This window comes from Thiomicrospira cyclica ALM1 (assembly GCF_000214825.1).
In the GTDB taxonomy this organism is placed as follows: domain Bacteria; phylum Pseudomonadota; class Gammaproteobacteria; order Thiomicrospirales; family Thiomicrospiraceae; genus Thiomicrospira; species Thiomicrospira cyclica.
In genome coordinates, this window is the sequence record NC_015581.1 from 289,823 (window position 1) to 315,811 (window position 25,989).

A 25,989-nucleotide genomic window follows, 5' to 3' on the forward strand; every position below is an offset into this window, starting at 1 on the left:
ATGATTAACAGCAAATCTAAGCACAAAATGAAGCGCGCATCACTCAACCACACCTACCGTCTGGTGTGGTCGGATGCTAAGCAAATGTTTGTAGCCGTTGCAGAAATCACTCCAGGCAAAGGCAAGCGAAAAAGCGGCGTAGTTGGCGCAGTCGCAGCCACGATGCTTGGATTTGCTGGTGTATCCCATGCCCTCGACCCCGGAGCTCTGCCCAGTGGTGGCCAAGTTCAGCACGGTCAAGCCAACTTCCAGCAAGCCGACAATGTGCTCAACATTCATCAGCACTCCGACAAGCTCATCACCAACTGGAACAGCTTCAACATTGGTAAAGACGCGACGGTCAACTTTCACCAGCCCAGCTCAACCAGTGCCGCGCTTAACCGCGTTGTCCAAAACAACCCCAGTAAAATTTTAGGTAACCTAAATGCCAACGGCTTGGTCTACCTGATCAACCCAAGTGGGGTTTTATTTGGTGAACAAGCCCAAATCGATGTGGGCGGCCTGATTGCCTCAACACTACAACTCTCCGACCAAGACTTTTTAAACAACAAACACCGCTTCGAAAACCTCGGATTTAGCACCGGCGAAATCGAAAACCTAGGCCACATTAAAGCCCATGGCGGCGTGGTTGCCTTTATCTCCAACCGAGTTAAAAACAGCGGCGTGATCGAAGCCCCGCAAGGCCAAATAGCCTTTGCCTCGGGCGACATCGTTACGCTCGACTTCCAAGGTGATCAGCTAGTACAAGTTAACGTAGAACAAGGCGTAATCGACGGTCTTATTCAAAGCGGCGGCCTAGTGCAAGCCGATGGCGGTGTGGTGATTATGACCGCCCAAGCCCAACGCGAAATCTATCGCAGTGTGGTTAATATCGACGGTCTAGTGCAAGCGCAATCGATCGAAAACCAAGGCGGTCGACTCATCCTGGCAGGCGGCGCCCAAGGCCAAGTTAATGTAACCGGTCAGCTCGACGTGTCGGGTCAAGACCAAGCCAAAGGCGGCGATATCCTCATCCTCGGTGAACACATCCATATTAGCGAGCAAGCTAAGCTCGATGCCACTGGCGCGACCGGCGGCGGTGACATCAAAATCGGCGGCGACTGGCAAGGCCAAGGCGACCTGCCGCAAGCCACCACCGTCACCATCACCGAAAACGTCACCCTAGACGCCTCGGCGACCGAACAAGGCGACGGCGGTATGATTGTCGCCTGGTCCGACATCACCAACGCCGACAGCCGCACCATCACCCAAGGCACCTTCAAAGCCGAAGGCGGCGCACAGGGCGGCGATGGCGGCCAAATCGAAACCTCGGGCTTCTTCCTGGATGTCGAAGGCATCCAAGTCTCCACCAAGGCCAATGAGGCCGCAGGCGGCAGGACCGGGGAATGGTTGCTCGATCCAATTAACATTACGATTGGCGGCTCTGGTACTGATGCCTCCAATGGTGGCACTTTTAATGTTTCAACCATCAGCGCGAGTACGATTTCAACGGCGCTTTTTAGCAATAACGTCACTATCACCACCGGCCCGCGTTACTCGACAGGCGATGGCGGCACCATTACGGTGGCAACCGCAATCAGTGCGGCGGGCACGGGTACGCTTGAGCTCAAAGCCGCTAAAGACATTGTCATTAACGCGGATATCTCGCGTTCAAGCACCGGTGGCCTGACCCTTAGAGCCGGTTCAGGCTTGGTCACCGGTACAGGCGCGCTGAACCTAAGCGGCAACACCACACTCGCCTTGGCACACGGCACCACGCTCACCAACAACATCAACATCGGCACAGGTGGCGCGAACCTGACGTTTGCGAACCTCGAGGTTGAGTATTTGATCGTTGGTGGTGGCGGTGGCGGTGGAACAGACTTTGGTCGTTCTGGTGACTTTGGTGGCGGAGGCGGTGGCGGCGCTGGCGGCTTAATTCAAGGCGCGACTATTCTCAATACCTCGCCGCATGGTATCACCGTTGGTGCTGGTGGTGCTGGTGGTGTTAGTGGAAATGTTGTGGGTAAGCGAGGTGAAAACAGTACCGCGTTTGGTGAGACCGCTTACGGTGGTGGCGGCGGTGGTGGGTCAGTGATCGGCTCAACTAATGCTGGTTCAGATTTGCCTCCAACACAGTATACTGATGAAATGCCGCTAGGCAGCGGCGGTGGTGCGGCTGCTGGCGATATGTCCTCTAATAACGCTGGTGTTGCCTACGTAGGTGCTCCCGGAACCGAAGGCCAAGGCAACAAGGGTGGTGATAGAGCTGGCGGTTCATTAGCTAGCCCTGGCTTTGCAGGTGGGCGTCCTGGTGGTGGTGGTGGTGCTGGTGGTGCGGGTTCAGCCGTTTCCAGTTATACAGTCGTTGGCGGCGGCGGGGCTGGACGATCACTAGATATAACGGGTAATTCGGTAACCTATGCACAAGGTGGCGACGCAGCCGGTGGTCAAGGATCTGCGCAAAGAGGCGGAAACCCGGGCGCAGCCAACACAGGTAGCGGTGGTACTGGGGGTAACTATAGAGCTGGCGGTGCTGGTGGTTCCGGCGTGGTCGTCGTCCGCTACACGGGCTCTGCGACAGCGACCGGTGGCGGTATCACACAAAACACCGCGGGCAACTTTACGGTCCACCGATTTACTAGTAGCGGCAATTTTTCGATAGCAGATAATTTTAGGGCCTCGCTCACCGGCACTATTTCCGGTGATGGCAATCTAAACATTGACTCCACGCGCGGCGTGATGTCCCTTGCAGGTGCTAATACCTACACGGGCAATACCACCATCACCGGCCGCGTTACGGTCACTAACGCCAGCGGCTTAGGTAACAACTCAGCGGTCACTGTTTCCAATACGGCGGGTACCCAGCTTCGGATTGAAACCCCGGCTTCTGCCCCATCAACGCCTTTAACCGTCTCGATCGGTTCCTTATCTGGTGCGAGCTCTGTCGTCCTTGATCATCACACCATGCTGCAAACGGGTGGGCTTAATACGTCCACGACTTTTTCGGGTGTTATCTCAGGTACCGGTTCACTAGCAAAAGTTGGTACCGGAACCTTTACGCTGTCGGGCAGTGCCCTTCACTTCGGTTCGACGACTGTCAGCGGCGGTACATTGGCTGTGACTGGTACTGGTAGATTCCGTACTGACTACGCCGGCGCCATTGCGGTTTCGAGTAACGCTACGCTGAGTTTTGCGAGCGAGCAAGATCAAACCTTAACTGGTGTCATCAGCGGGCAAGGTACTTTAAGTAAATCCAATACGGGCACCTTGACGCTCTCCGGTAACAACACCTTTACGGGAGACATCTCCGTTGACGCAGGTACCTTATCGGTTTCTGGTCGCCTCGGTGGTGGCACCTATGCCGGCAACATCGCCATAGCGTCTAACGCCACACTGAGTTTTGCGAGCACGCAAGCCCAAACCTTAAGTGGTGTCATCAGTGGTCAAGGTGCATTAAGCAAATCAAGCTCAGGTACCCTCACGCTGTCTGGTGCTAATACCTACACCGGTACTATCACGATTGCGGGTGGCATTGTCGATATCACCGGCACCCTGGGCAACACGGGTACCAACACCGGTGTTTATGCTGGCAACATCACCCTCAATACGGGTGGCACCTTAAGACTTAGCAGTGTTGGGACACAAACACTGTCTGGAAATATCACGGGTGTCGGAGCACTGACCCAAGCCGGAACGGGCACCACGATTTTGACGTCAACAGGTAACGCCTACACCGGTGCCACCACCATCAGTGGTGGTGTGCTGCAAATCGGTAATGCCAGCGCAGCCGGCAGTCTTGGTGTCACAGGCACAGTCACCAACAATGCCGTCTTACGCTTTGCGGGTAATGGAAACGTCACAGTCGCTAAAACCATCAGCGGCACAGGCACACTCGAACAGACGGGATCAGGTAAGACAATCCTGACGGCCAACAACACCTACAGCGGTGGCACCACGATTTCTGCTGGCGCCATACAGCTTGGCGCGGGTGGCACAAGCGGCATGATTGGCCTAGGCAATATCACCAACAATGCGTCACTGATCTTTAACCGCAGCAACAACATCACTGTTGCTGAAGTGATGTCAGGCAGTGGGTCGATCACCCAGGCCGGTGGTGGAACACTAACACTATCTGGCAACAACACCTTTACAGGTGGCGTTACCCTGAATCAGAGCACCGGCGCTTTGATCGTCCGATCCAACTCTGCATTAGGTGACTCTGCGCTCAGTAGTCTGACCATGAACACGGGGTCTACGCTGCTCCTTGCCCATGACGTCTCAATCGCCAACAACATCACCCTGGCAGGTGCGGCAACGATTGGGTTAGCGCCGCTAGAAGTCGAGTACTTGATTGTGGGTGGCGGTGGTGGTGGTGGTGCGCGTCGCGGTGGTGGCGGTGGCGCCGGTGGATTTGTTGAGGGTTCGACAGTTCTCAATAGCCTAGGACATCAAATCGTCGTAGGCGACGGTGGCTTGGGTGCGCGCTCGACCAGTAATGGTCCGGAGAGAGATGCGACGTCTGGGGGCTCATCCTCAGCATTTAACGATACTGCTTTTGGTGGCGGGCATGGTGCTTCTGCATTTTTATCGGGTCGTGGACGGAATCAGGCAGCTGGGGAAGGCGCATCCGGTGGTGGCGGCGCTAACGGGCCGAATAATGAAGGTGCAGACGGAAGCACTGGTTTTGGTGGCGGTGATGCCTCAAGTGATACAGCAAACTACGGTGGCGCTGGCGGCGGTGGCGCCGGGCAGGCCGGTGACGATGCAAACGGAAATGTCGGTGGCGCTGGCGGTGACGGCAAGACCACCCTGTTGCTGACAGCTGCCTTGGCAGATGAATTAGGTGTCGGTCAGGTCATAAATGGCGAGGTGTGGTTTGCCGGTGGTGGCGGTGGTGGTAGCCACGCTGGTACTAAGATCGCCGAGGGTGGTAAGGGCGGCGGTGCACAAGGCCAAAACAATTCGTCGGGAGTTGACTACAACAACGCCAACATAGATGGCGCACCCAATACCGGCGGTGGTGGCGGCGGTGCTAACACCAGTTCCGGTAATGAGAAAGGTGGCGATGGCGGCTCCGGCATCGTCATCGTTCGCTACGTCGGCTCGGTAGCCGGTGCAACAGGCGGCACCATTACTAACTTCGAAGGCAATGGCACGATCGGTGAAAATGGTGTGACCTATCAGGTTCACAGCTTCACGGATGTCGGATCTGCTAACGCATTTAAGCTTGACCTGAAAGCAGCGTTATCCGGCAACATTTCCGGTACAGAAGACCTAACCCTAGAAGCAGACCTGGGCACGCTGACACTTTCCGGTGACAACACCTTCGGTAGTGCGTCAACCACCACGACGATTACGGGTGGCACGGTCGATATCTCCGGCACCCTGGGGCATACAACTGATCCAATCGCAGATCCGGCAACACCGGCTATCGGCTCGTATGCAGGCTCTATCGCCAACAGTGGCACGTTAAGATTCAACACGACTGCGACGCAGACGTTGGGTGGACCTATCACGGGTGCGGGACAGCTAACCCAAGCCGGAACGGGCACCACGATTTTGACGTCGACAGGTAACACCTTCACCGGTGCTACCAGCATCAGTGATGGCGTCCTGCAAATCGGTAATGAAGATTCAGCGGGTAGCCTTGGTGGAGCAGGCCTGGTTACCAACGATGCCGTGTTGCGTTTTGCGGGTAATGATGAGGTCACTGTCGCTAAAACCATCAGCGGCACGGGCTCGCTAGAACAGGTGGGCACGGGTAAGACCACCCTGACCGGCAACAACACCTACAGCGGTGGCACCACGATTTCTGACGGTATCCTGCAAATTGGTGCTGGCGGTGCGACCGGTCAAATTGGCACGGGTGCTATCACCAATGACACCTCGCTGATTTTTAACCGCACGGGTACCTTGACGGTTGGTGGCGCCATCAGCGGCACGGGCTCGCTAAGCCAGATCGGTAGCGGAACGCTCGTCCTGACCGGCACCAATACCTACACCGGCATCACCACGATTTCAGCCGGCACCTTGTCGATTGGTGCCGACGCGGCACTTGGCGCAGCGCCGGCCACTGCAACCGCCGGTCAACTCGTGATCAATGGTGGCACGCTCCAGGCAACCGGCACCTTTAGCCTGTCAGCCAATCGTGGCATCACATTGGGCAGCAACCACGGCTCCATTAACGTTAACTCCGGCGCTACCTTTACTGTCCTCAGTGATATCACGGGTGCAGGCAACGTGACCAAACTAGGCACGGGCACACTGACCCTGTCGGGCACCAATGACTACACGGGAAGCACTCAGATTTCAGCCGGTGAACTGCGCGCGACCAACGCCAGTGCGCTAGGCACCAATTCTTCAATCCGCATTGAAAACGTTGCTAGCGCCAAACTTACCCTGAGCAACACCAATCTTTCGATTGGTTCGCTAGCCGGTGGTGGCACCACGGGCGGCACCATCGATTTAGGCAACAACACCCTGACCATCGGTGGCAATAACTCCGACAGTGGTTTTGCGGGGAAAATTACCGGCACCGGTAACCTCACCAAAATCGGCACCGGCATGCTGACGCTGAGCAGCACTGTTAGCGATTACAGTGGCACCACCACCATGTCCGGTGGTTTGATCAGTGTCTCTGGTCTAGGCACACAAACAGGTGCACTCGGCACATCCAACCTAGTATTCGATGGCGGTGGTCTGCGCTATACCGGTGCTACCGGCACTATCAGTCGTGACATTACGATTAATGACGGCAAAGAAGGCCGCATTGATGTGTTTAACCCCACGAGCACGCTAACGCTCACGGGTGAGATTTCAGCAACAGACACGGAAGTCGATGGCAAGGTCGCCGAACTGATTAAATCCGGTCTCGGTAACTTAATCCTCGACAATGACAACAGCGCCTCCCTATTTGCCAACACCACGGTTGAAAAGGGTACGCTCACCCTGCGCTCATCCAGAGGCCTGGGTGTCAGCGCCAACAACCTAACACTTGCCGGTGGTTCAGCATTGATGCTTGGCCACGGCGTCAACATTGCCAACAACATCACACTCACCGGCAACGCCACCATCGGCCTGACCATTCAGCCGATTGATATCGAGTATCTGATTGTGGGTGGTGGCGGTGCGGGTGGCGCATCCACCGGCGGTGGCGGTGGAGCTGGTGGTTTCTTGACCAACGTAGGCGAGTCGCTCCTCACTCTGGATGGCACGACATACAACATTGTCGTGGGTGCGGGTGGACAGGTCACCGCTGGTGCGGGTGAGAGCGGCGGCAACAGCCAAGCTTTTGGATTTATTGCCTTCGGTGGTGGAGGTGGTGATAGCAATAGTTCTAACGGAGGTAGGGTCGGAGGAGTAGATGGTGGTTCAGGAGGTGGCGGTTGGCACGCCGGCTCTGGAGGTGAGGGCACTGAAGGTCAAGGTAATGATGGTGGGTCTAGTAATACGACTCAGCCGAATTACCCTTCAGGTGGTGGTGGTGGCGCTGGTGAGGCAGGACAGAGTCCAGCAAGCAGTACAAGTAATGGCGGTAAAGGCGGAGATGGCCTGCCAAGTTCGATCACAGGTACGCAGATTTACTACGCCGGTGGTGGTGGAGGAGGCGTTTTCGGCAGCACAGCTAACAACACCTCAACCGGGGGTGATGGGGGTCTCGGCGGTGGCGGTAAAGGCGGTGACGCCCGCAAAACTAATTGGGGCGATGGAACAGATGGCCTTGGCGGTGGTGGCGGTGGCAGTTCTCAGAACACGGTAGGTGCTGGTAAAGGCGGCTCCGGTATCGTCGTGGTGCGCTACCAAGGCGAAACCTTCGCCACAGGCGGTACGATTACCTCATTTGTGGGTGACGGAATCATTGGTGAATTAGGTGTCACCTACACCGTCCACTCGTTCACCCAAGTCGGCACGAGCACCTTCGCACTCGACTACTCCAACTTGGCAGCGTCGATTAGCGGCAACATCACTGGGCCTGGTGCACTAACCACCAATGCTGGTGACGGCACGCTGACCCTGTCAGGTGCCAATACCTATGGCAGCACCAATATCGCAACCGGTACTCTAAAAGTCACCGGCGCAGAAGACGCCAATCCATTAGGCACTGGCCCCATTGTCAACACCGGGCGTCTGGAAATTAATCGCACGGCTGACCTGACCATCGGTACCGCTATTTCCGGCACAGGTATGTTGGTACAGGCGGGCACGGGTACGACTACCCTCACAGCGACCAATACCTACAGCGGTACCACTCGCATTGATGCCGGTACCTTGCGCATCGGTGACGGTGGCACGACTGGAACGCTGGGCACTGGTCGTTTAAACATGGCAGAAAACGCCACGCTGGCGATCAAGCGATCGGACAACTTGACCTTTGCCCAAGTTTTAGAGGGCAAGGGCAACCTGGTACAAGAAGGCACGGGCACCTTAACACTGTCCGGCAACAACCTTTACACCGGCACCACCACCGTTAAAGACGGTACCCTGCAGTTGGGTGACGGTAGTGCCTCGGGCATGGCTGGTCGCGGTGACATTATTCTGGATAACGGTGATGCTGATGTGGTTGGCGGCGGCAACCTCGTCATCAATCGCACCGGTTCGATTACCGTCGATCAACTCATCAGCGGTGTGGGTTCAGTTACCCTCAAAGGCGGCGGCACGCTGAACCTGCTGGCGAATAACACCTACAGCGGCGGCACCACGGTTGAATCAGGCACGCTGGCCTTAGCCTCGCGTGCGGTGAACAATGTTCACACCACACCACTGGGCAGTGGCACCCTGACCATGGCCGATCGCACGAGTTTATTGCTCTCAAACAGCACACAGATCGCCAACAACATCGTCTTGAACGGCCTGGTCTCAATCGCCATGGGTATTCAGGTGGACTACCTGGTCGTCGGTGGCGGTGGTGGTGGCGGCGCCTGGGTCGGCGGTGGTGGTGGTGGCGGTGGCGTGCTCTCCGGCACTCAAGTGGTCGCAGGCGGTACTTTCAATGTCACCGTCGGTGCCGGCGGTAAGGGAGCCATCAACGACCAAGGAATGAATGCCAATCGCATCCGCACCACATCAAGCTCGGGTGGCGCGTCATCGATATTTGGTGTGACGGCACTCGGTGGTGGTCACGGAGGGTCCTGGACCGCAGAACAAGGCGCATCGGGTGCAAGCATCGCCAGTGGCGGCGGCCAAGGCTGGCGCTATGCAGCCGCACCTGGAACCGAAGGACAAGGATTTGCTGGTGGTACCGGGCGCGGTACTAGCGCGAACGGTTACCCCACCGGTGGCGGTGGTGGTGCAGGTGGCCCTGGTGGCGATTGGACCGCCACCAAGTCTGGTGATGGTGGTGCAGGTCTTGATGTCGACTGGGCTGGTGACGCAGGTCTTGGCGCGAGCGGTTCAGGCTGGTTCGGTGGCGGCGGCGGCGGTGGTGTGCATGGGTTTGGAACTGGTGCCACTGCCGCGGCTGGTGCGGGTGGTCAAGGCGGTGGCGGTGCTGGACGCGCGGCGACCACCACCAAAGCCGACAGTGGCGTGGCTAATACCGGTGGTGGTGGTGGTGGCAGCGGCAACGCCGGCAACTCCCGCTCGGAAGGCGGTGACGGTGGTTCCGGTCTTGTCGTGGTGCGCTACGTAGGTGGCGTATCAGAGCGCGCTGCCACGGGTGGTAGCAGCGTTCGTACGGTCACCATTGGTGGCGTTGAATATCAGTACCATGAGTTCAAAGACACCGGGACAACCACCTTCAGCATCGATTCGATGAGTGCTGCACTCACCGGAACCATCTCCGGTGAAGGCTCACTCGATGTCAACGCCGTGGGCGGTGTGCTGACGCTCGGCAATGAAGCCAACACATACACTGGTTCAACCCGTGTATCGGCCGGTACCTTGAGCGTATCGAAACTCGCCGATGGCGGTGTGGAAAGTTCAATTGGTGCCTCGGTAGCTGATGCAGCGAACCTGCAACTGGCCGGTGGTGCGTTGCGCTACACCGGTGTGACGACGAGCTCAAACCGCAACTTCACCATGGCCGGTGGTGCCAACACCACGATTGACGTGGTGGAATCAAGTGCCACCCTGACCCTGTCGGGTACATCAGCAGGTGGTACCGGCGGCATGCTCAAAGCCGGCCCCGGTAACCTGAACCTCTCTGGCAACCACAGCTACAGCGGCGGTACCCTGGTCGATGGTGGCACGCTGACGATTTCTGGTCAGATGACCAACACGTCGCTTGTGAACGTCTACGGCGACGGTACTTTGAACATTGCCGCTGGTGGTTCATTAACCACCGGCACGGGCGGCACCTTTGCGATTGGCACAGGCCAAGGCTCGCACGGCACAGTGAACGTCTCAGGTGATTTGAACATCGGTTCAGGTTTCGGGTCGGTATACATCGGCGGGCGCTTACACAACACCGGCGCGGCGGGTACCGGTGAGTTGAACATCAACGACGGTGGTGTGGTCAACATTGGTGAGGGTGGACGCGGGCCTGTGGCGGGCTCCAGCAGTGCGCGCGTGTGGCTCAACCCTTGGGCGACCGGTGCGGTGAACACGACCACAACCGGCGCCACCATCAACGTCAACCAGGGCGGTACGCTTGAGACCGCCCGGGTATTGAGCGAAGGCTATCAAGGTCGTGCCGAGATCAATTTCGATGGCGGTACGCTGAAGGCGCTCAGGGGTGGTGACTTGATCCACCCGGACAATGATGACCCCCGTCTGATTGTCACCATTAATAGAGGTGGCTTAACCGTCGACACCAACGGCTTTAACACCCGTATCGCCAAACCAATGGCTGGCGTCGGCGGTTTGACCTTGGATGGCACCGGCGGCGGGGTTTTGCGGTTGAACAAAGCCAACACCTATACCGGTGGCACGGTTGTGGACAACGGCACCTTGCTGCTGCAGTTCGCGAATGCGGGTACCGGTACGATTCGAGGTGCGTTGACCGTGAATGCGGGGGGCGTGGTCGATTACAGCACCCACCACACCTTTGGTTGGTTCCCGAACGCACCGACAGGCGATTTGCGCTCGGTCACTTCATTGACCATCAACGGTGGTCGCGTCGGTGGCAGTAACTTTGCCAACCATTTCTGGGGTCGTTATACCCAAGACGGCACAGCGTCTGGCTTCGAGCTGACCATGAACGGCGGTGAGCTAATCCTCGGTGGCACCTTTAACGAATTCTTTAACCCGACGATCAATTTGTCGGGCAATGCGGTGATTCGCCGTGCCAACGGCAATACCTCGGCCAATCTGCATATTCGCGATGGCAGCAACATTACTATTAATGCCGCTGAAGGCACCCATGCGGTGATTAGCGCCCAAGTTCGTGAACGCAATGGTCAGTCAGCGTTTAATTTCAATGGCCCAGGCACCCTGACCTTGTCGGGTAACAGCAACTACTGGCGTGGTGCTTCCACCATTGCCGGCGGTCGTGTGATTGTGACCAATCACAGTGCCTTGGGTGGTCAGTACACCAACAAGACCATCAACATTCACAGCGGCGGTGTGCTCGAGGCGAACTTCGCGGGTCGTCCGAACGACCACATGAAGATCGCGCAGTTGAACTTAGGCGCCGATGGCAAAGAAGGCGGCACGCTGGCGGGCACAGGCCAAGGTCACCCCAGCTATGGTGAGTTCTATCTCGATGGCAACATTGCCGTGCGTGGTACCTCTGCTTCAGAAATCTCGGCCGACCTGCGTATTGGCCGGGGTGCCACGCGCATTATTGACGTTGCCAATGTCACCGGTGGCGCCGGCGACGACCTGGTGTTCAGTGGCCGTATTGGTCACTTTAACGGCATCAGCTGGGGCTATTTTGATAAGCGCGGCGCAGGGATGTTGACTATCACCGGTCAGAATCAGATTGGTGGCGCGGTGGTGCGCGAAGGTATCTTGCGTCTAGACGGTGCGGCAGCCCAGCAAGGCTTTAGAGCGCGCGGTGTGAACCTGCTTGGCACTGCCGGCTTGCAAATGCATCTGGCCTCAGGCACAGCGACTGGCTCCTATCGTATCTTCGGTACGGGCACGGGCGGCGTAACTAAAACCGGTGCTGGCCGCATCATCCACACCGCTAACCACGGTTATACCGGTGATACCACCATCTCCGAAGGTGCCTTCCAGCTCGGGACTGGCACGACAGTCGGCTCGCTCGGTGGCACCACGGTGACTATCGATGACGGTGCCACGCTGGCGTACTTCCGCAGCAACACCATGACCCTAAATAACACCGTGTCAGGCCCTGGCACGATTGAATTTATCGGCACGGGTCGCTTGAACCAAAGTGACTACCGCATGGGTGGCAACAGCGGTGGCTTTACCGGCAACGTGACCGTTCGCAGCGGCGCGCGCTTGGGTATTCAGAGCACGCAGGGCATCGGCAACGGTACGGTGCGCGTTGAGGCTGGTGGTGGCGTGTTTGTGAACATTGGTAATGGCACGTTGACCAATAACTTTGAAATCGCCGGCATCGGTTGGAATGAAAGCGCCGGCCGCTTGGGTGCTTTGCGTATCGTCAGCGGTTCCGTGGACGGCAACATCACCTTGATCGGCGACGCCCGGATCGGTGCCTGGACCAACCAAGGCGGCACCATTAGCGGCGTGATCTCGGGTGATTATGGGATTGAGAAGTTTGGTGCTGGCCAGATCACGTTGACCGGCTTAAACACCTACACCGGCGCCACCACCTTGCGTGGTGGCACCTTGAACGTGGGCAACCTGGCCAACGGCGGTGTGGCCAGTTCGATTGGCGCTTCAAGCAATGCAGCGGGTAACTTAGTCTTTGCCGGTGGTACCTTGGCTTACAGCGGTGGCGATGTCACGACCGATCGCAACTTCACCTTTGCCAATGGCAGTAACAACACGATTTCTGTCACCGACGCTAACACCACATTGACCTTGAGTGGGGTATCAGCCTCATCGACTGGTGCCTTGATTAAACGCGGTGCCGGTTCCCTGGTCTTGACTGGCTCGCACAACTACACCGGCTTGACCAACGTCGCCCAAGGCACATTGCTGTTGTCCGAAGGGGGTCGCCTGACCAGTACCGGCACGGCGGGTGTCTACAACAGCCGCATCCTGATTGGTCGTGGCGCGACGCTCAAACTCGACACCACCGTCAATCAAACATTCGGCGGCGTGATCAGCGGCCAAGGCCAGCTGATTAAAGACGGCGCGAGCACCTTAACGCTGAATGCGTTGAACACCTACACCGGCGGCACCACCGTCGATGGCGGCACCTTGATGTTGGGCCGTGGTGGTCAAGTGGGCACCATTCGTGGCACCCTGACAGTGAATTCAGGTGCCACGGTTAACTACACCACCGCCAACACATTCGGTTGGCAGCGTGGCGCCTCGGTCAATCGCTTGATCATCAATGGCGGCACCGTCGGTGGTGCAGACTTTGGCAATCACTTCTGGAACAACTTCCAGCTCGAGATGGACGGTGGCGAGCTGATTCTCGGTGGCACGCTCAACGAGTTCTATCGTCCTACGATTACGGTAACTGATGACGCTTCGATCACGCGCGCCACTGACAACACCACGGCGATGTTTGGTATGCGTGATGGCCAGCGCACTACGGTTAATGTCGACACCAATAAAACATTGACCATCGATGCACCGCTGACCCAGCGCGGTAACGGGGCAGCCAGCCTCGATGTCAAAGGCGGCGGTTCGCTTGAGTTGACTAACTTCAACAATAAATTCAGTGGAAATACTCGTGTGCTGGAAAACAGCACCTTGGTACTTTCGGGTAACGCGCGTTTGTCTGGCCCCGGCAGTAATATTTATGGCGGCCGTATCCAGCTAAACGCTGGCACCACGCTGAATGTCAATTCCACCGCCAAGCAAGAGTGGGATGGAGTGATCTCTGGCACGGGCGCAATCAATGTCAATGCCGGCCTCGTCGATCTTGGTGGCAACAGCACCTTCAGCGGCCAGGCCACCATTGCCGATGGTGCACGGCTGCAGATTGGCCGTGGCGGTACCACCGGTGCCATTCGCGGCAACATTCAGATTGATGAAGGCGGCTTCCTACGCTTTTTCCGTGGTGATACTTCGGCTATCGTTTTGAATAATACAATTAGTGGTACTGGTGTTTTGCAGTTTGCAGGCCAGCCAACTCGGTCTAGCAGTTCTTATACGGTCTCTAAGTCCAGTAATTTTTCCGGGAATACCGAGGTCTTAGCGGGTGCTCGGTTGTTGTTGACGCACCATGAGGGCGTTGGTAGCAACGGTATCATTAAGGTTCAAAGTGGTGCCACGCTGATGCTTGACACCGGCGCGGGCACGGTGGTGAATAACTTGCAAATTGAGGGCACAGGCTGGCTAGAGAATATTGGCCGTGTTGGTGCCTTCCGTCTCAAGAGTGGTGGCTTTACGGGCGATATTACCTTAACGGGTAACACGCGCATTGGTGCGTTACGCGGCGAGAATGGGGTCATCAACTCGCCGATCGATGATGGCGGCAACGGGTACTGGCTGCAGAAGTGGGGTAATGGTCGTATCACCCTGACCGGTGCGAGCACCTACAGCGGCGACACCATTGTCTCGGGCGGTCAGTTGTTGTTGGCTAATCCGAATGGTCCAGCCTTGTATAATGTCGCGGGTTCACCGGGCACACTTCAAGACAACCCGGGTACCGTCATCATCCGCCACGACGAGGGTGCCGGCTGGGTCTACCCAGATGTGGCCGCTAACCTAGAGTTCGGTGAGGACAATCAGCTTGGCGCCAACGTCGACATCGTGTTTGATGCGGTGCGCGCCTACTCCTACCTGTCCCTGCGCGGCACCACGCAGGAAGTGGGCAATATCTCTACGCTGCGCAACCCGCAGTGGGCGGTGATTCAGAACTTTGAAGACACCTCGCAGGGCTCCGGCGCCAGTCACTTGATTATCAATCAGGACCAAAACCTAACCTTTAGCGGTGTGTTGCGTAACTCCTGGACACGCGGCACCAACGCTGGTGATCCATTGAAGATCACCAAGAAGGGCGAAGGTACGCTGATTATTTCAGCCGGCACGCGTAATACCGGTGGTATCGATGTGCTTGAAGGCACGCTGCAAATCGGGGATGGCAACACCCGTGGCTCGCTGTTGAACAATAACCCGGTGTATATCGGGGCGGATGGTACGCTCAGATACTATCGCACCGACCGACAAAACGTCGAGGGCATGATCCGTATCGGTCACGCCATCAGTGGTGACGGCACCCTGATATTTGCCAGTAACAACACGGCCGTAGCAGGTGCCGGTGACTACCGCTTCACTGGGCTGAATACCCTATCGGCCGATGCCACCTTCATTCTTGATGATGCCCGCTTGGTGGCCTTTAGCCAGGCGCAGTTAAGCACCGCCTTGCCGACCATCAAGGTGATTAACAACGGTCAGTTGTATTTGGGTGCCGGTGGCACCTATTCCAACCCACTGGAAATCGGTGGCCAGGGCTGGCGTCAACCCAACGGCACGCAGTGGGGTTCTCTCTTTGCCTACACCTATAGCGGTCGGGCAGCAGCGACTTATGCAGGCAACATCCTCTTGACCGGCAATGCTCGCATCAGTGCGCTGAATCACGGCAACCTAACCATCACGGGCGATATTTCGTCGGGCGAGAATGCCTATGGCCTGAACTTTACCGGTAACCGCACGGTTACCTTGAGTGGCCAAAACACCTACTTGGGTGACACCCATATCCGTGAGCAGCTGGTCATTATTGGCGCCGGTGGTGGTTTGTACCGCGATTCCGAGTTGTATAGCGCATTGCCAAGCAATCAGCAGGGTCGCATCATCCTGGGTCGCTCTGCGGGCCAAAGTGGCGTGGCACGCTTGTTGTTCAGTGAAAACAACCAGGTGGGTGAGTTTGACGCCACTACGGGTCGTGCGCTGAACCCAATCGACGTCGAGTTCCAAAGCGGCAGTAACCGCTGGAATTTCTTCACCCTAGGTGGCACCAATCAGGAAATCGGCAACATCGTCGCCGGCTCGGGTAGCAACCGCACCGTGATTCAAAGCTGGGATGGCCCAGCCGATGCCGGCTTCACCAAATCCAATACCCCGGCCACGCTGTTGGTGAACCAGTCGATTGACACCACCTATGGCGGTCGCGTGCGCAATGTGTTTACCGGCAATGGCGTATTGGCTTTGACCCTGGACAGCACCAACAACTCGACGCTCCGATTGACGGACTCGGTGACCTATAGCGGCAATACCCATGTGATGGGTGGCACCTTGCGCTTTGATGGCACCACGCGCTCAACGCAGTATCAGATCGACAGCGGTGCGGTGCTGGACTTCCATGTGGCTAGCGGCACGCGCGATATGCCGGTGGACATGACCTTTACCGGTCAGGGCACCCTGCGCAAGAGCGGCAGTGGTCTCTTGGTTTGGGGTCAACGCGCGGCGACCTTCGCCATGAGTGCGGGTAGTTGGATTGATATCGCCGGCGGTACGCTGGTGGCGGGCTCTTGGGGCAACGAGAACTGGGACAACAACCTCGCCAGCTTGAACATCGCCTCGGGTGCGACCTTCCGCAGTGTCGAAGCTGAAATTCGTATTGACGCCTTGACCGGTGGCGGTACCTGGGCGGCTGGCTGGCGCGGCACCTCCTTCCGCAGCTCGCCGGTGATCGGTGTGGCGGATGGCGTGGGTGCACCCAATGCTGTGTTCTCGGGCCGCATCATTGACCTGAACCCGCGTGCCGGCGATCGCGTGCGCGACTTCATCAAGGTCGGTGAAGGCACGCAGATCTTGACCGGCAACAACACATACAGCGGTGTGACCCACGTTCAGGGCGGCACGCTGCAAATTGGCGATGGCGGTAACACCGGTACGCTGGGTGGCAGCAAAGTGGTGGTCACGGACGGCAACTTCGTCATTAACCGCAACAACAATGTCACCTTTAATCAGGTGATCACCAGCTCGGGTGAGATCGAGCCCTTCACGCGTAATGCGGTGACGGGTCGCACAGAGCCATTCACGGGTAGTGTGGTTCAGCGCGGCACAGGCACCACCTTCTTTACCAATAATCAAAACAACTACACGGTCCAAACCGTCGCAGAAAACGGCCGCTTGAATCTGGTGACCACCAGCACCCATACCCGGGGCATTGAAGTACAAGCCGGTGCCACAGTCGAGCTCGGCGCCAACCTCACCACCTTTAGCAACACCGGTGGGATTACTTACACCGGTGCGGGTACTTTGATTCGTAGCGCCCCGCGTAACGCCAACCGCACCCTGGTGGGCAATGCCGGTGGCACCATCGACATGGCTCAGGGTGGCCGCATCATCATCACCGGCGGTGAGACCCGTTTGGTCAACAGCGCCAAGACCGACTGGACCACTAACCAAGCGTCCTTGACGGTGTCCGGTGGCGCGACCTTGAACCTGTGGGACAGCGGCATTGCGCCAACCGCCGATCAAGCCAACACCAACGTACGCATTGACGCTTTGGATGGCTCGGGCCAGATTGTTCGCACGACGCTCGGTGGTAGCACTGCAAGCCCCAACGGCAGCTTGATCTTCGGTGTGGGCAACACCAACGGCCACTTCAGCGGCAATATCAGCGATGCGGGTGCCAACGTGGGCAGAATCAGCCTGGTCAAAGACGGCACAGGCACGCAGATTCTGTCGGGCAGTGGTAACTACCGCGGCACGACCACGATTAATGCCGGCACCCTGCAAATCGGTAACGCCGGCAGCACGGGCACGATCGGGACAGGCAACATCACCAACGACGCCAACCTGGTGATCAACCGCGCCAACAACGCAAGCAACTTAGTGATCGCTGGCCAAGTCTCTGGCTCGGGTACCTTGACCGTGGTGCGCTCAGGTGGTGTGCTGTTTGAGGAGGCCGTCACACAAGACAGCGTCGTGTTGCAAGACAGCGGCAACGGCCGCACGATTGATTTCTGGCAGGACACTAACCTCGGTGGCTTGACGGTATTGGCCGGCACGGGCAACTACAACGTCAGCTTCATCGGTTCGGACAACACCATTGGGGGTGCCACCACCTTTAATAACCGTGGTCGCGTCGTCCTGGGTAACGGTGGTGACAGCATCACCTTTACCGATGGCGTGATTGCAACGGCACCGAATCGCGTGCAGGTGGGCGGCTCGGTGCTGGTTGAAGGCGCTGGCGGCATTAATTTCCGGCGCACTGGTGCCAGCACGATCTTCACCCACGACTCAACCCTGGGTGGCAGCGGCACCGGCACGATTCAGTTGGGCTACACCGAGATTGCCAGCGGTGTTGATGTGACACTGGGCACGGGCAATGCCACGGGTCTCACCCTCGGGGTGGTCTCAGGCAACCAGGCCAACAGCAATCTGACCCTTGATATCGATGGCAACGTGACGGTCGATGGCTCGGTGCGGGTCAATGACTTGAGCATTGAGCAGGGCGCTCAATTGAGCTTTGCGCAGCAGGTGCTCGCCAACACAGTCACCCTGGACGGTATTACCCAAGGGATCAATTTCAACAATGGCCTGCGCGTTTTGGCCAATGGCTCCAAGACCGCCGCGGGCTTGACGGTCAATGCCGGCGCCTACAACATTGGCTTGAATGGTCCGTCGTTCATTGGCGGCGGTCCTGTGACTTTTAACAACACCGGTTCGCTGTCGGTCACTGGTATCGGCGCCACGGTGTTTGCCAACTCGGTCAATGCCAGTGCGGTGTCCGAATTGAACCTGGCGGGCGTGCTCGAAGTGCGCGCGGCCCAAATCAACGAAACGTTCGTCGAGAACAGCTTTGGTCGTCAAGTCCTGACCGACTACGAACTCGTTAGCCGTGGCACCTTGGATCTCGGTGCCGCGACCGTTAATGTGACCGGTAACTCGATGATTCTGACGGGCGCTGTGCCCAAAGCCTCGAGCATTACCCAGCCCGCTAGCGCAGCTGCCTGGGATAGCGGCAATACGACCCTGGGTGACATCAATGTCACGGCGGGCCAGCGCTTGTATCTTGACATGGGCTCACTTGACATGACGGCCCATGAGTTGTCAGTGGGCGATATTGCTGGCACGGCGGTGGGCGGCAACTCGACCGTGATTTTGCGGGTGGCAGGTGCTATCAACGCGGGCTCTGTGGATAACGGCATTGGCCAGTTGTCAGCGGCGAGTAACTACGGCATGACCTTCGCCGGTGCGCTTGGTAGCAGCACCACCGATCGCATTGACCGCATTGAGCTGACCTCGGTGCAAAGCCCCGTCAATATCCAAGACAACCTATATGCGGGCAGCCTCACCGTCAACGGCAATTCCGCGGTGAACCTCGACGGTGATGTCATCGATGTCTCGGGTGTGGGTACATTCGGCACCACGGGTACGGTCACACTGGGTACGGCCAACACCGAGACCTTGCGTTTCATGGGTGGTATCACGCACGTGGCGGGCGACACGAGCCTGAACGCTGATCTCACCACCGATGGCGCCATCAACTTTAATCGCTTGGATGTGTTGCAAACCGCCACGATTGACAGTGGCGACAAAGCAAGCTCAACGATTCGCACCGGTGGCATCTTCTTGGCGCAAGATCAGAGCTTGACGCTGGGTACGGGCACCACGACGGCGGCTGTGAGCCTCGGGTCCGTCTCAGCCACGGGTGGCAGCGCCGGCATCGTGAGCGACGTCACGATCAACACCAGCGGCACGGTAACAGTAGCAACCAACGTTGCTGGCAACCTCGACACCGTTACGATCGACCGTGCCAACAATATTTCGATTGGTGGCAACCTCGCCGCCAACACCATCGACATCACTAACTTTGCCGGCTCAAGCCTGCGCTTTGGTGGCAGTGTGACCGGTAACACAGGCATTAATGATGGTCGTGCGCTCTTAACCATTGGTGCCGATAGCAATGCCTACGACCTGGCATTCACCGGCTCTAGTAACAAGTTCGGTGGCGATGTGGGCGGTGGCAGCATCGGTGGCTTCACCTTTGATAACACCGGCAAGCTCACCTTGGGTGGTGCAAGTTCGAGCTTTGATTTTGCGGGTGCGGTCACGGCTACCGCATCGTCGGAAGTGAATCTGCACGGCACCATCACCGCCGGCGGTTCAGTTGAGATCGGTGATGACAGCACGCCAATTAACCTGTTGGGCACCACATCCATCAATACCGCGGACGCCAATGGTGCCATCACCTTGGGCAATAGTCTGGATATGGTCCGTGGTGCCACAGGTAGCCTAACCCTGCGCTCGGGTAGTGGTGCGGTTGCGGTTGAAGGCGCTATTGGTCAGCGCGGTGGCATCACTGATGTGGCCATCAACGATCTAGCCGGCACCACGGGCACGGCCACGATTGGCACCGGCGGCGTGGGCTCTATTTTGGCAACCGACAGCATTACCCTGGGCAACACTGATCTGGTGGGTTCGGCCACCTTGAAAGCCGCCACCATTGCGTTGGTGGGCGATTTAGGCAGCACGGGTAGCGATCGTGCCGACAGCCTCACACTCTTGAGCCAAGACGGCAGCCTCACCCTAGGTACTGGCGCAAACGCCACCGATCTCTCGAAGATCCAAGGCCAGTTCAGCGCCGTGACCATTGGCAGTGCCAACCCAAGCGAGCGCGGCAACATCACCATCAATGGGGGTACGACCCCGAATGAGCTGCGCATCTTTGGTGATGACATCACCCTGGCTTCGGCTGCTACCTTGTCCAGCTCGACTGGTTCGATCTTGCTTGATGCCACGGGCGACATCACCACCAACGGCACCACCGGTGACGCCGTCACGGCCGACGGTGACTTGACCCTGCGCTTCCGTGGCGGCCAGACACTCGACATCACCCGCGACCTCAAGGGTGAGAACATCACGCTGGAGCAAATCGGGGCGGGTGACTTCACCATTGGCACGGCCTCAGGCAGTGAAACCAACCTGACTTCGCTGGATAACTTGGTCGTGACCGGTGCCAACGGCACGCTCACCATTGGTGGTGCGGGTACTTATGCGGCTGAGCCCGCAATCAATCCGGTTTTGCGGATTAAAGACAGCGTTAATGTTCAGAGCAACTTAAGCCTGGACTTTAACCGCATCGTAATCAGTGACGATCTGGCCGTTGCTGCGGGCAAGACCTTAACGCTCGCAAGCGCCAAGGGCGGCAATATCGAACAGAGTTCAGGCGTTATCACCGCGACCAACTTGGTGTTGGCGGGTGCGGGCGACATTGACTTGACCGGTGGCGCTAATGTTATTGGCAATATTGCCTCGACTGCTCGCGGCGATATCAGCATCAACAGTGATACCAGTGCGGTGACGCTGGGCGCGCTTGGCAATGCCGAGAGCTTTGCGATGACCGGCGCAACGTCTTACACCGTGGCAGGCGTGCTGAGCGTGGTCGGCAATATCTTGCTGGATACCTCGGCAAGCGCCATCACGATTGCTTCGACTGGCCAAGTGGTCTCATTAGAAGGTGACGTGACACTAGACGCTGGCACGACCGGTAAGTTCATCAACGAGCGCGGTGCGGATGCGGTGGTAGCCGGTGGTCGCTGGACGATTTGGACCGCAGGCTGGGATGAAAACGACAATACTCTGAACCAGTTCGGCTCAACCGCTGACGCCAACAGCATTCTTTCAAGCGGCAATGGCGCGGTCTGGGGTGCAAGCTGGGATGACACCTCGGCAAGCCGCAGTTCAGTCCTAACCGGCAACGGCTATGAAAACGGTAACCGTTATATCTTTGCCAGCGACTTGCCAGAAACCGAAGGCGGCTTGCTGACCATTCGTACCGCCGATGCCAACGTCACCTATGGCGAGGCAATCACCGATTTAATGACCGATGAGTATGTGCGTTTGACCGCGAGCTTGGGTGATCTAGACCTGCAAGACGTGCGCGGCGGCAGCTTGAACATGGTCGGCACGGCCTTCACCGATGAAGCACCGAATACCACCGGTGTGACATTGGATGATGTGTTGGGCACCGGCGCCAGCATCACCAGCACTGGTGCTAGTGGCGCCGCCAATGTCGGCGGTTATGCGTACACCTTGGATATGGGTACCGGCTTTAATACAGAACAAACGCATAACGGCAATACCTACGACATTCAGGTCATCAACGACAGTAACTTGAACGTGGTTGCGCGCGTGGTTGAGGTGGATCTGACTGGCACCACCCGCGAATACGATGGCACCACCGAGTTGGGTGGCGACTTGTCACTGACCAACGTTGTTAACGACGACAGCATTACCGTCACAGGCACTGGCGGATTTGCAGGCTCTGATGCCGGTCAGCAGGCCTGGTCGATCGATGGCTTGAGCTTGGCAGACAATGCAGATGGCAATTATGTGTTACGCACGACCGCGTTAAGCGGCATCGGTGAAATCACCAAGCGCGTGATTGACGCCAGCATCACGGGCAGCATGGTCTATGACGGCACCACCGAGCTTCTGGACAAGACAATTACGCTCAACAACTTAGTCGGTGGCGATAGCTTAGATTTAGCAGTAACCGCTAACTTTACTGAGGCCAATGCCGGTACAAACCTCGCCTTGGATATCACCAACGCGAGCCTAAGCGGCGCCTCGGCGATGAACTACACCGTTGTGGGTGGCGATTTCTCTGAGAGCAAAGGCGACATCTTACAACGCGTGTTGACCATCGGTTCCGGTTCAACGGCACAACGCGTCTATGACGGCACCACGGGCTTGAGCGTATCGGATATTGATTTTGTCTTTGAATTGGCGGGTATCGTCAATGGCGATAATGTCAGTGTCACCTCAAGCAATTTCAGTGGCGAATTGGCCAGTGCCAATGCGGGCGACACCAGCTTTACCGCCAGTGGCGAGTTTGGCTTAACCGGCACCGCGGCGGGCAACTACTTGCTGACCAATGCGGGCAACCCCATCACCATCGGTGGCGCGGCGACGATTGATCAGCGTGTGATTGATCTGGCTGTCTCGGGTACCCGCAGTTATGACGCCACCAACATTCTAGAAGCCGACTTGGTGAACTTGGGTGTCACCAACCTGGTGGCCAATGATTCACTGACGATTGGTTTTGATTTGACGAGCGAGACCGCATTTGCCACATTTGTCAGCGCCAATGCAGGCGAGGAGATTGGACTGACCGTCAATGTTGCTGACCTGGTGCTCGATGGCGCTTCTGCCAGCAACTACACATTCACCAGTAGCACCACCTACAGCAGCAACTTGGGTGAAATCACCCGCGCGCAACTCACGCTCGGTGGCGTGATTGTTGAAGACAAGACCTACGACCGCACCACAACGACCACGAGCTTTACCAACACCGGCAGTATCTTGTCAGGTTTGGTGGGTGATGAAACGGTTGCGTTGGTCACGAGCGGCGCCACCGCCACGTTTGCGGACTGGAACGCTGGCCAAGACAAGCTCGTCACCTTGAGTGGCTGGAGCTTGAGCGACGGCACCAACGGCGGATTGGCCGACAACTATGAAATCGTGTTGCCCACAGACGTGACTGGCAACATCATTGCGGCCGACATCAGCATCGACGGCCTAGAGATCGCCAATCGTGAATACGACGGCACCACGATTGCTACGTTTACGGGTGATTTGGGTGTGACGCCAATCAGTGGCGATGCATTGACCTTGAACACCGACGACTTGGTGGCGCTGTTTAATGATCGTAACGTCGGTGACGACAAAGCAGTCACGGTTGACGGGGCTTTCTTGGCCGGTGATGACGCACGCAACTACAACCTGGTAATGCCGAGTACTTTGACCGGCAACATCACACCGAAACAAGTGACGGTACTGGGCATTACCGCCGACAGCCGTGAATACGACGGCAGCACCGATGTTGATCTGAACGCCGATGGCGCCGTGTTTGGCGGGGTGATCTCCGGTGACGATCTGGACCTGACCGGTAGTGCAATCGGCGAGTTCGTAAGCGCCAATGCCGGCTTGGATGTGGCGGTTACCATCACGGGTTACGCGCTGGATGAAAGCAGCGCCGATTTTGCCAACTACCTCTTTGTTCAGCCCGATTATGTGACGGCCGATATCGATCGCCGCGTGATTACGGTGTCAGGCATCGAAGCAGAAAACAGAACCTACGACGGCACGGCCGAGGCCACGTTTGATGTTAGCAATGGCGATTTTGAGCGGCCAAGCGAGTTGTTTGCTCTCGGTGGCTTGTCGGAAACTGCCATCATTGAAAATGACGACGTGACCATCTCAGCCGCCTTCGGCGAGTTTGCTGACGAGATTGATGAGGATGGCAATCCGATACTCGACACTGCCCGGCACGTGGGCGATGGCAAGGCCGTGAGCCTGACAGGCGTGACCCTCGGTGGTGCGGCTGCACACAACTATGAGGTGGTGATTGACTCGGTTGATGACGTTGGTAACGTCGTCCCGCTGTCGTTTACAGCGGACATCACGCCAGCTGCGATCGTGATCTCGGTTGAGGACATCGAGAAAGAGTACGACGGCACGGTCGACGTCACTGATGCCATTGCCAAGGCTGTCAATGGCACGCAGATTTTCGGTGATGACCAGTTTGATTTGAGCGGCGCCACTATCGAGTTTGACAACGAGAACGTCAGCCGCGCTGCCAATCGTGACGTCCTGGACGATAAAACCGTCAATGTCTCGGGCGTGAGCATCGCTGATGGCAACAGTGGCAATAACTACACCATCACCTTTGCGGCCAATACCTCGAGCATGATCACGCCATTGGGCTTGTTGGTCACCGGTGTTGAGGGTGTGGACCGTGATTACAACGGCGAGCTGAACGTCGATGTGGCGGGTAACTTTAGCTTTGATGGTCTGTTGGACGGTGACACGGTCAATTTAGACTTGGGCAGCGCAGTTGGTACCATGGTCGACCGTCATGCCAACCAGAATAAAGAAATTGTGGTCAGCGGCATCACCTTGAGTGGTGCTGATGCCGACAACTACGACATAGAAGCGGTGTTTGGCACGGCTATTGGCGATCTGCCTACGGTCAATATCGCCCAGGCTAACATCAGCATCAGCATTGAAGACTTCACCCGCGTCTATGACGCCACCACCGATGTGGAAGGCGCTGAGGCTAAAGTGGTGGGCGGCACCTTGTTTGGTCCAGATTCACTCGGTGAGGTGATTGCGGCATTTGCTGATAAGAACGCGGGCGAGGGCAAGACAGTGACCTTGACCGGCGCGCAAATCGGCTCGCGAATTCAAACCGAAGTGCTCGATGATGCTGGCCAGCCGGTATTGGATGAGAATGACAACCCGGTCATGGAGTGGATCGTCATCGGTTTTGATGATTACAACATTACCTTTGTCGACAACACCAACAGCAAAATCGAGCGTGCCGACCTGGTGATTGATGGCTTGACAGCTGAAGACCGTGTTTATGACGGTACCACCGCGGCGACGCTGGATGGCGAGGCCTTTATCACCGCATTCGACGGCGATGTGGTGAACTTGGGCGGTACGGCTGCCGGGGCGTTTGTTTCTCCGAACGTGGTGCTGGATCCTGAAACCGGTCTACCAGGCCTGCAGCTAGTGACGGTGACTGGTTTAACTATTAGTGGCGCCGATGCGGCGAACTACAACTTAATTTCATCGCCAGATTTGATGGCCACCATCACCCCAATGGATTTGGTGTTGGATGCGGCAGTTTTTGAAATTGCGGACCGTGAGTATGACGGCACCATCAATGCCGCTTACACGCTGACCACCACGAGCGTGGACACCGGTATTGGCACCCAAACTCTGAACATCCGTGAAAGCGGGTTTGATATCTTCGGTGAAGCGATTAACGCCCGCGCTGAGTTTGCTGGTAAAGACGTGCAGTTCGATGATGACGGCAATCCGATCGCGCAGATGGTGTCGTTGGACGGCTTTGGTTTGGCCAATGGCGCCAATGGCGGCCTGGCGATCAACTACCAGTTGATTCTGCCGACCACTTTGACGGCAACCATTAGCCAAGCCACCATCGAAGTGAGCGGTGCCGTGGTGGACGACAAGATTTATGACACCACCACCGATGCGTTCATCATTGACGCTGGTACGGTAACCGCCTTTGGGCGTGACGATATTCAGGTCGAT

General features: G+C 57.3%; 1 protein-coding gene (running past one end of the window). It reads left to right on the forward strand.

The features are described from left to right. Positions 1-25,989, forward strand: partial view of a YDG domain-containing protein gene (locus THICY_RS01480; RefSeq protein ID WP_013834844.1) — the start only. Its footprint extends 61,620 nt past the window's final position; only the first 25,989 of its 87,609 coding nucleotides appear in the window; the start codon lies at positions 1-3; the stop codon falls past the right edge of the window.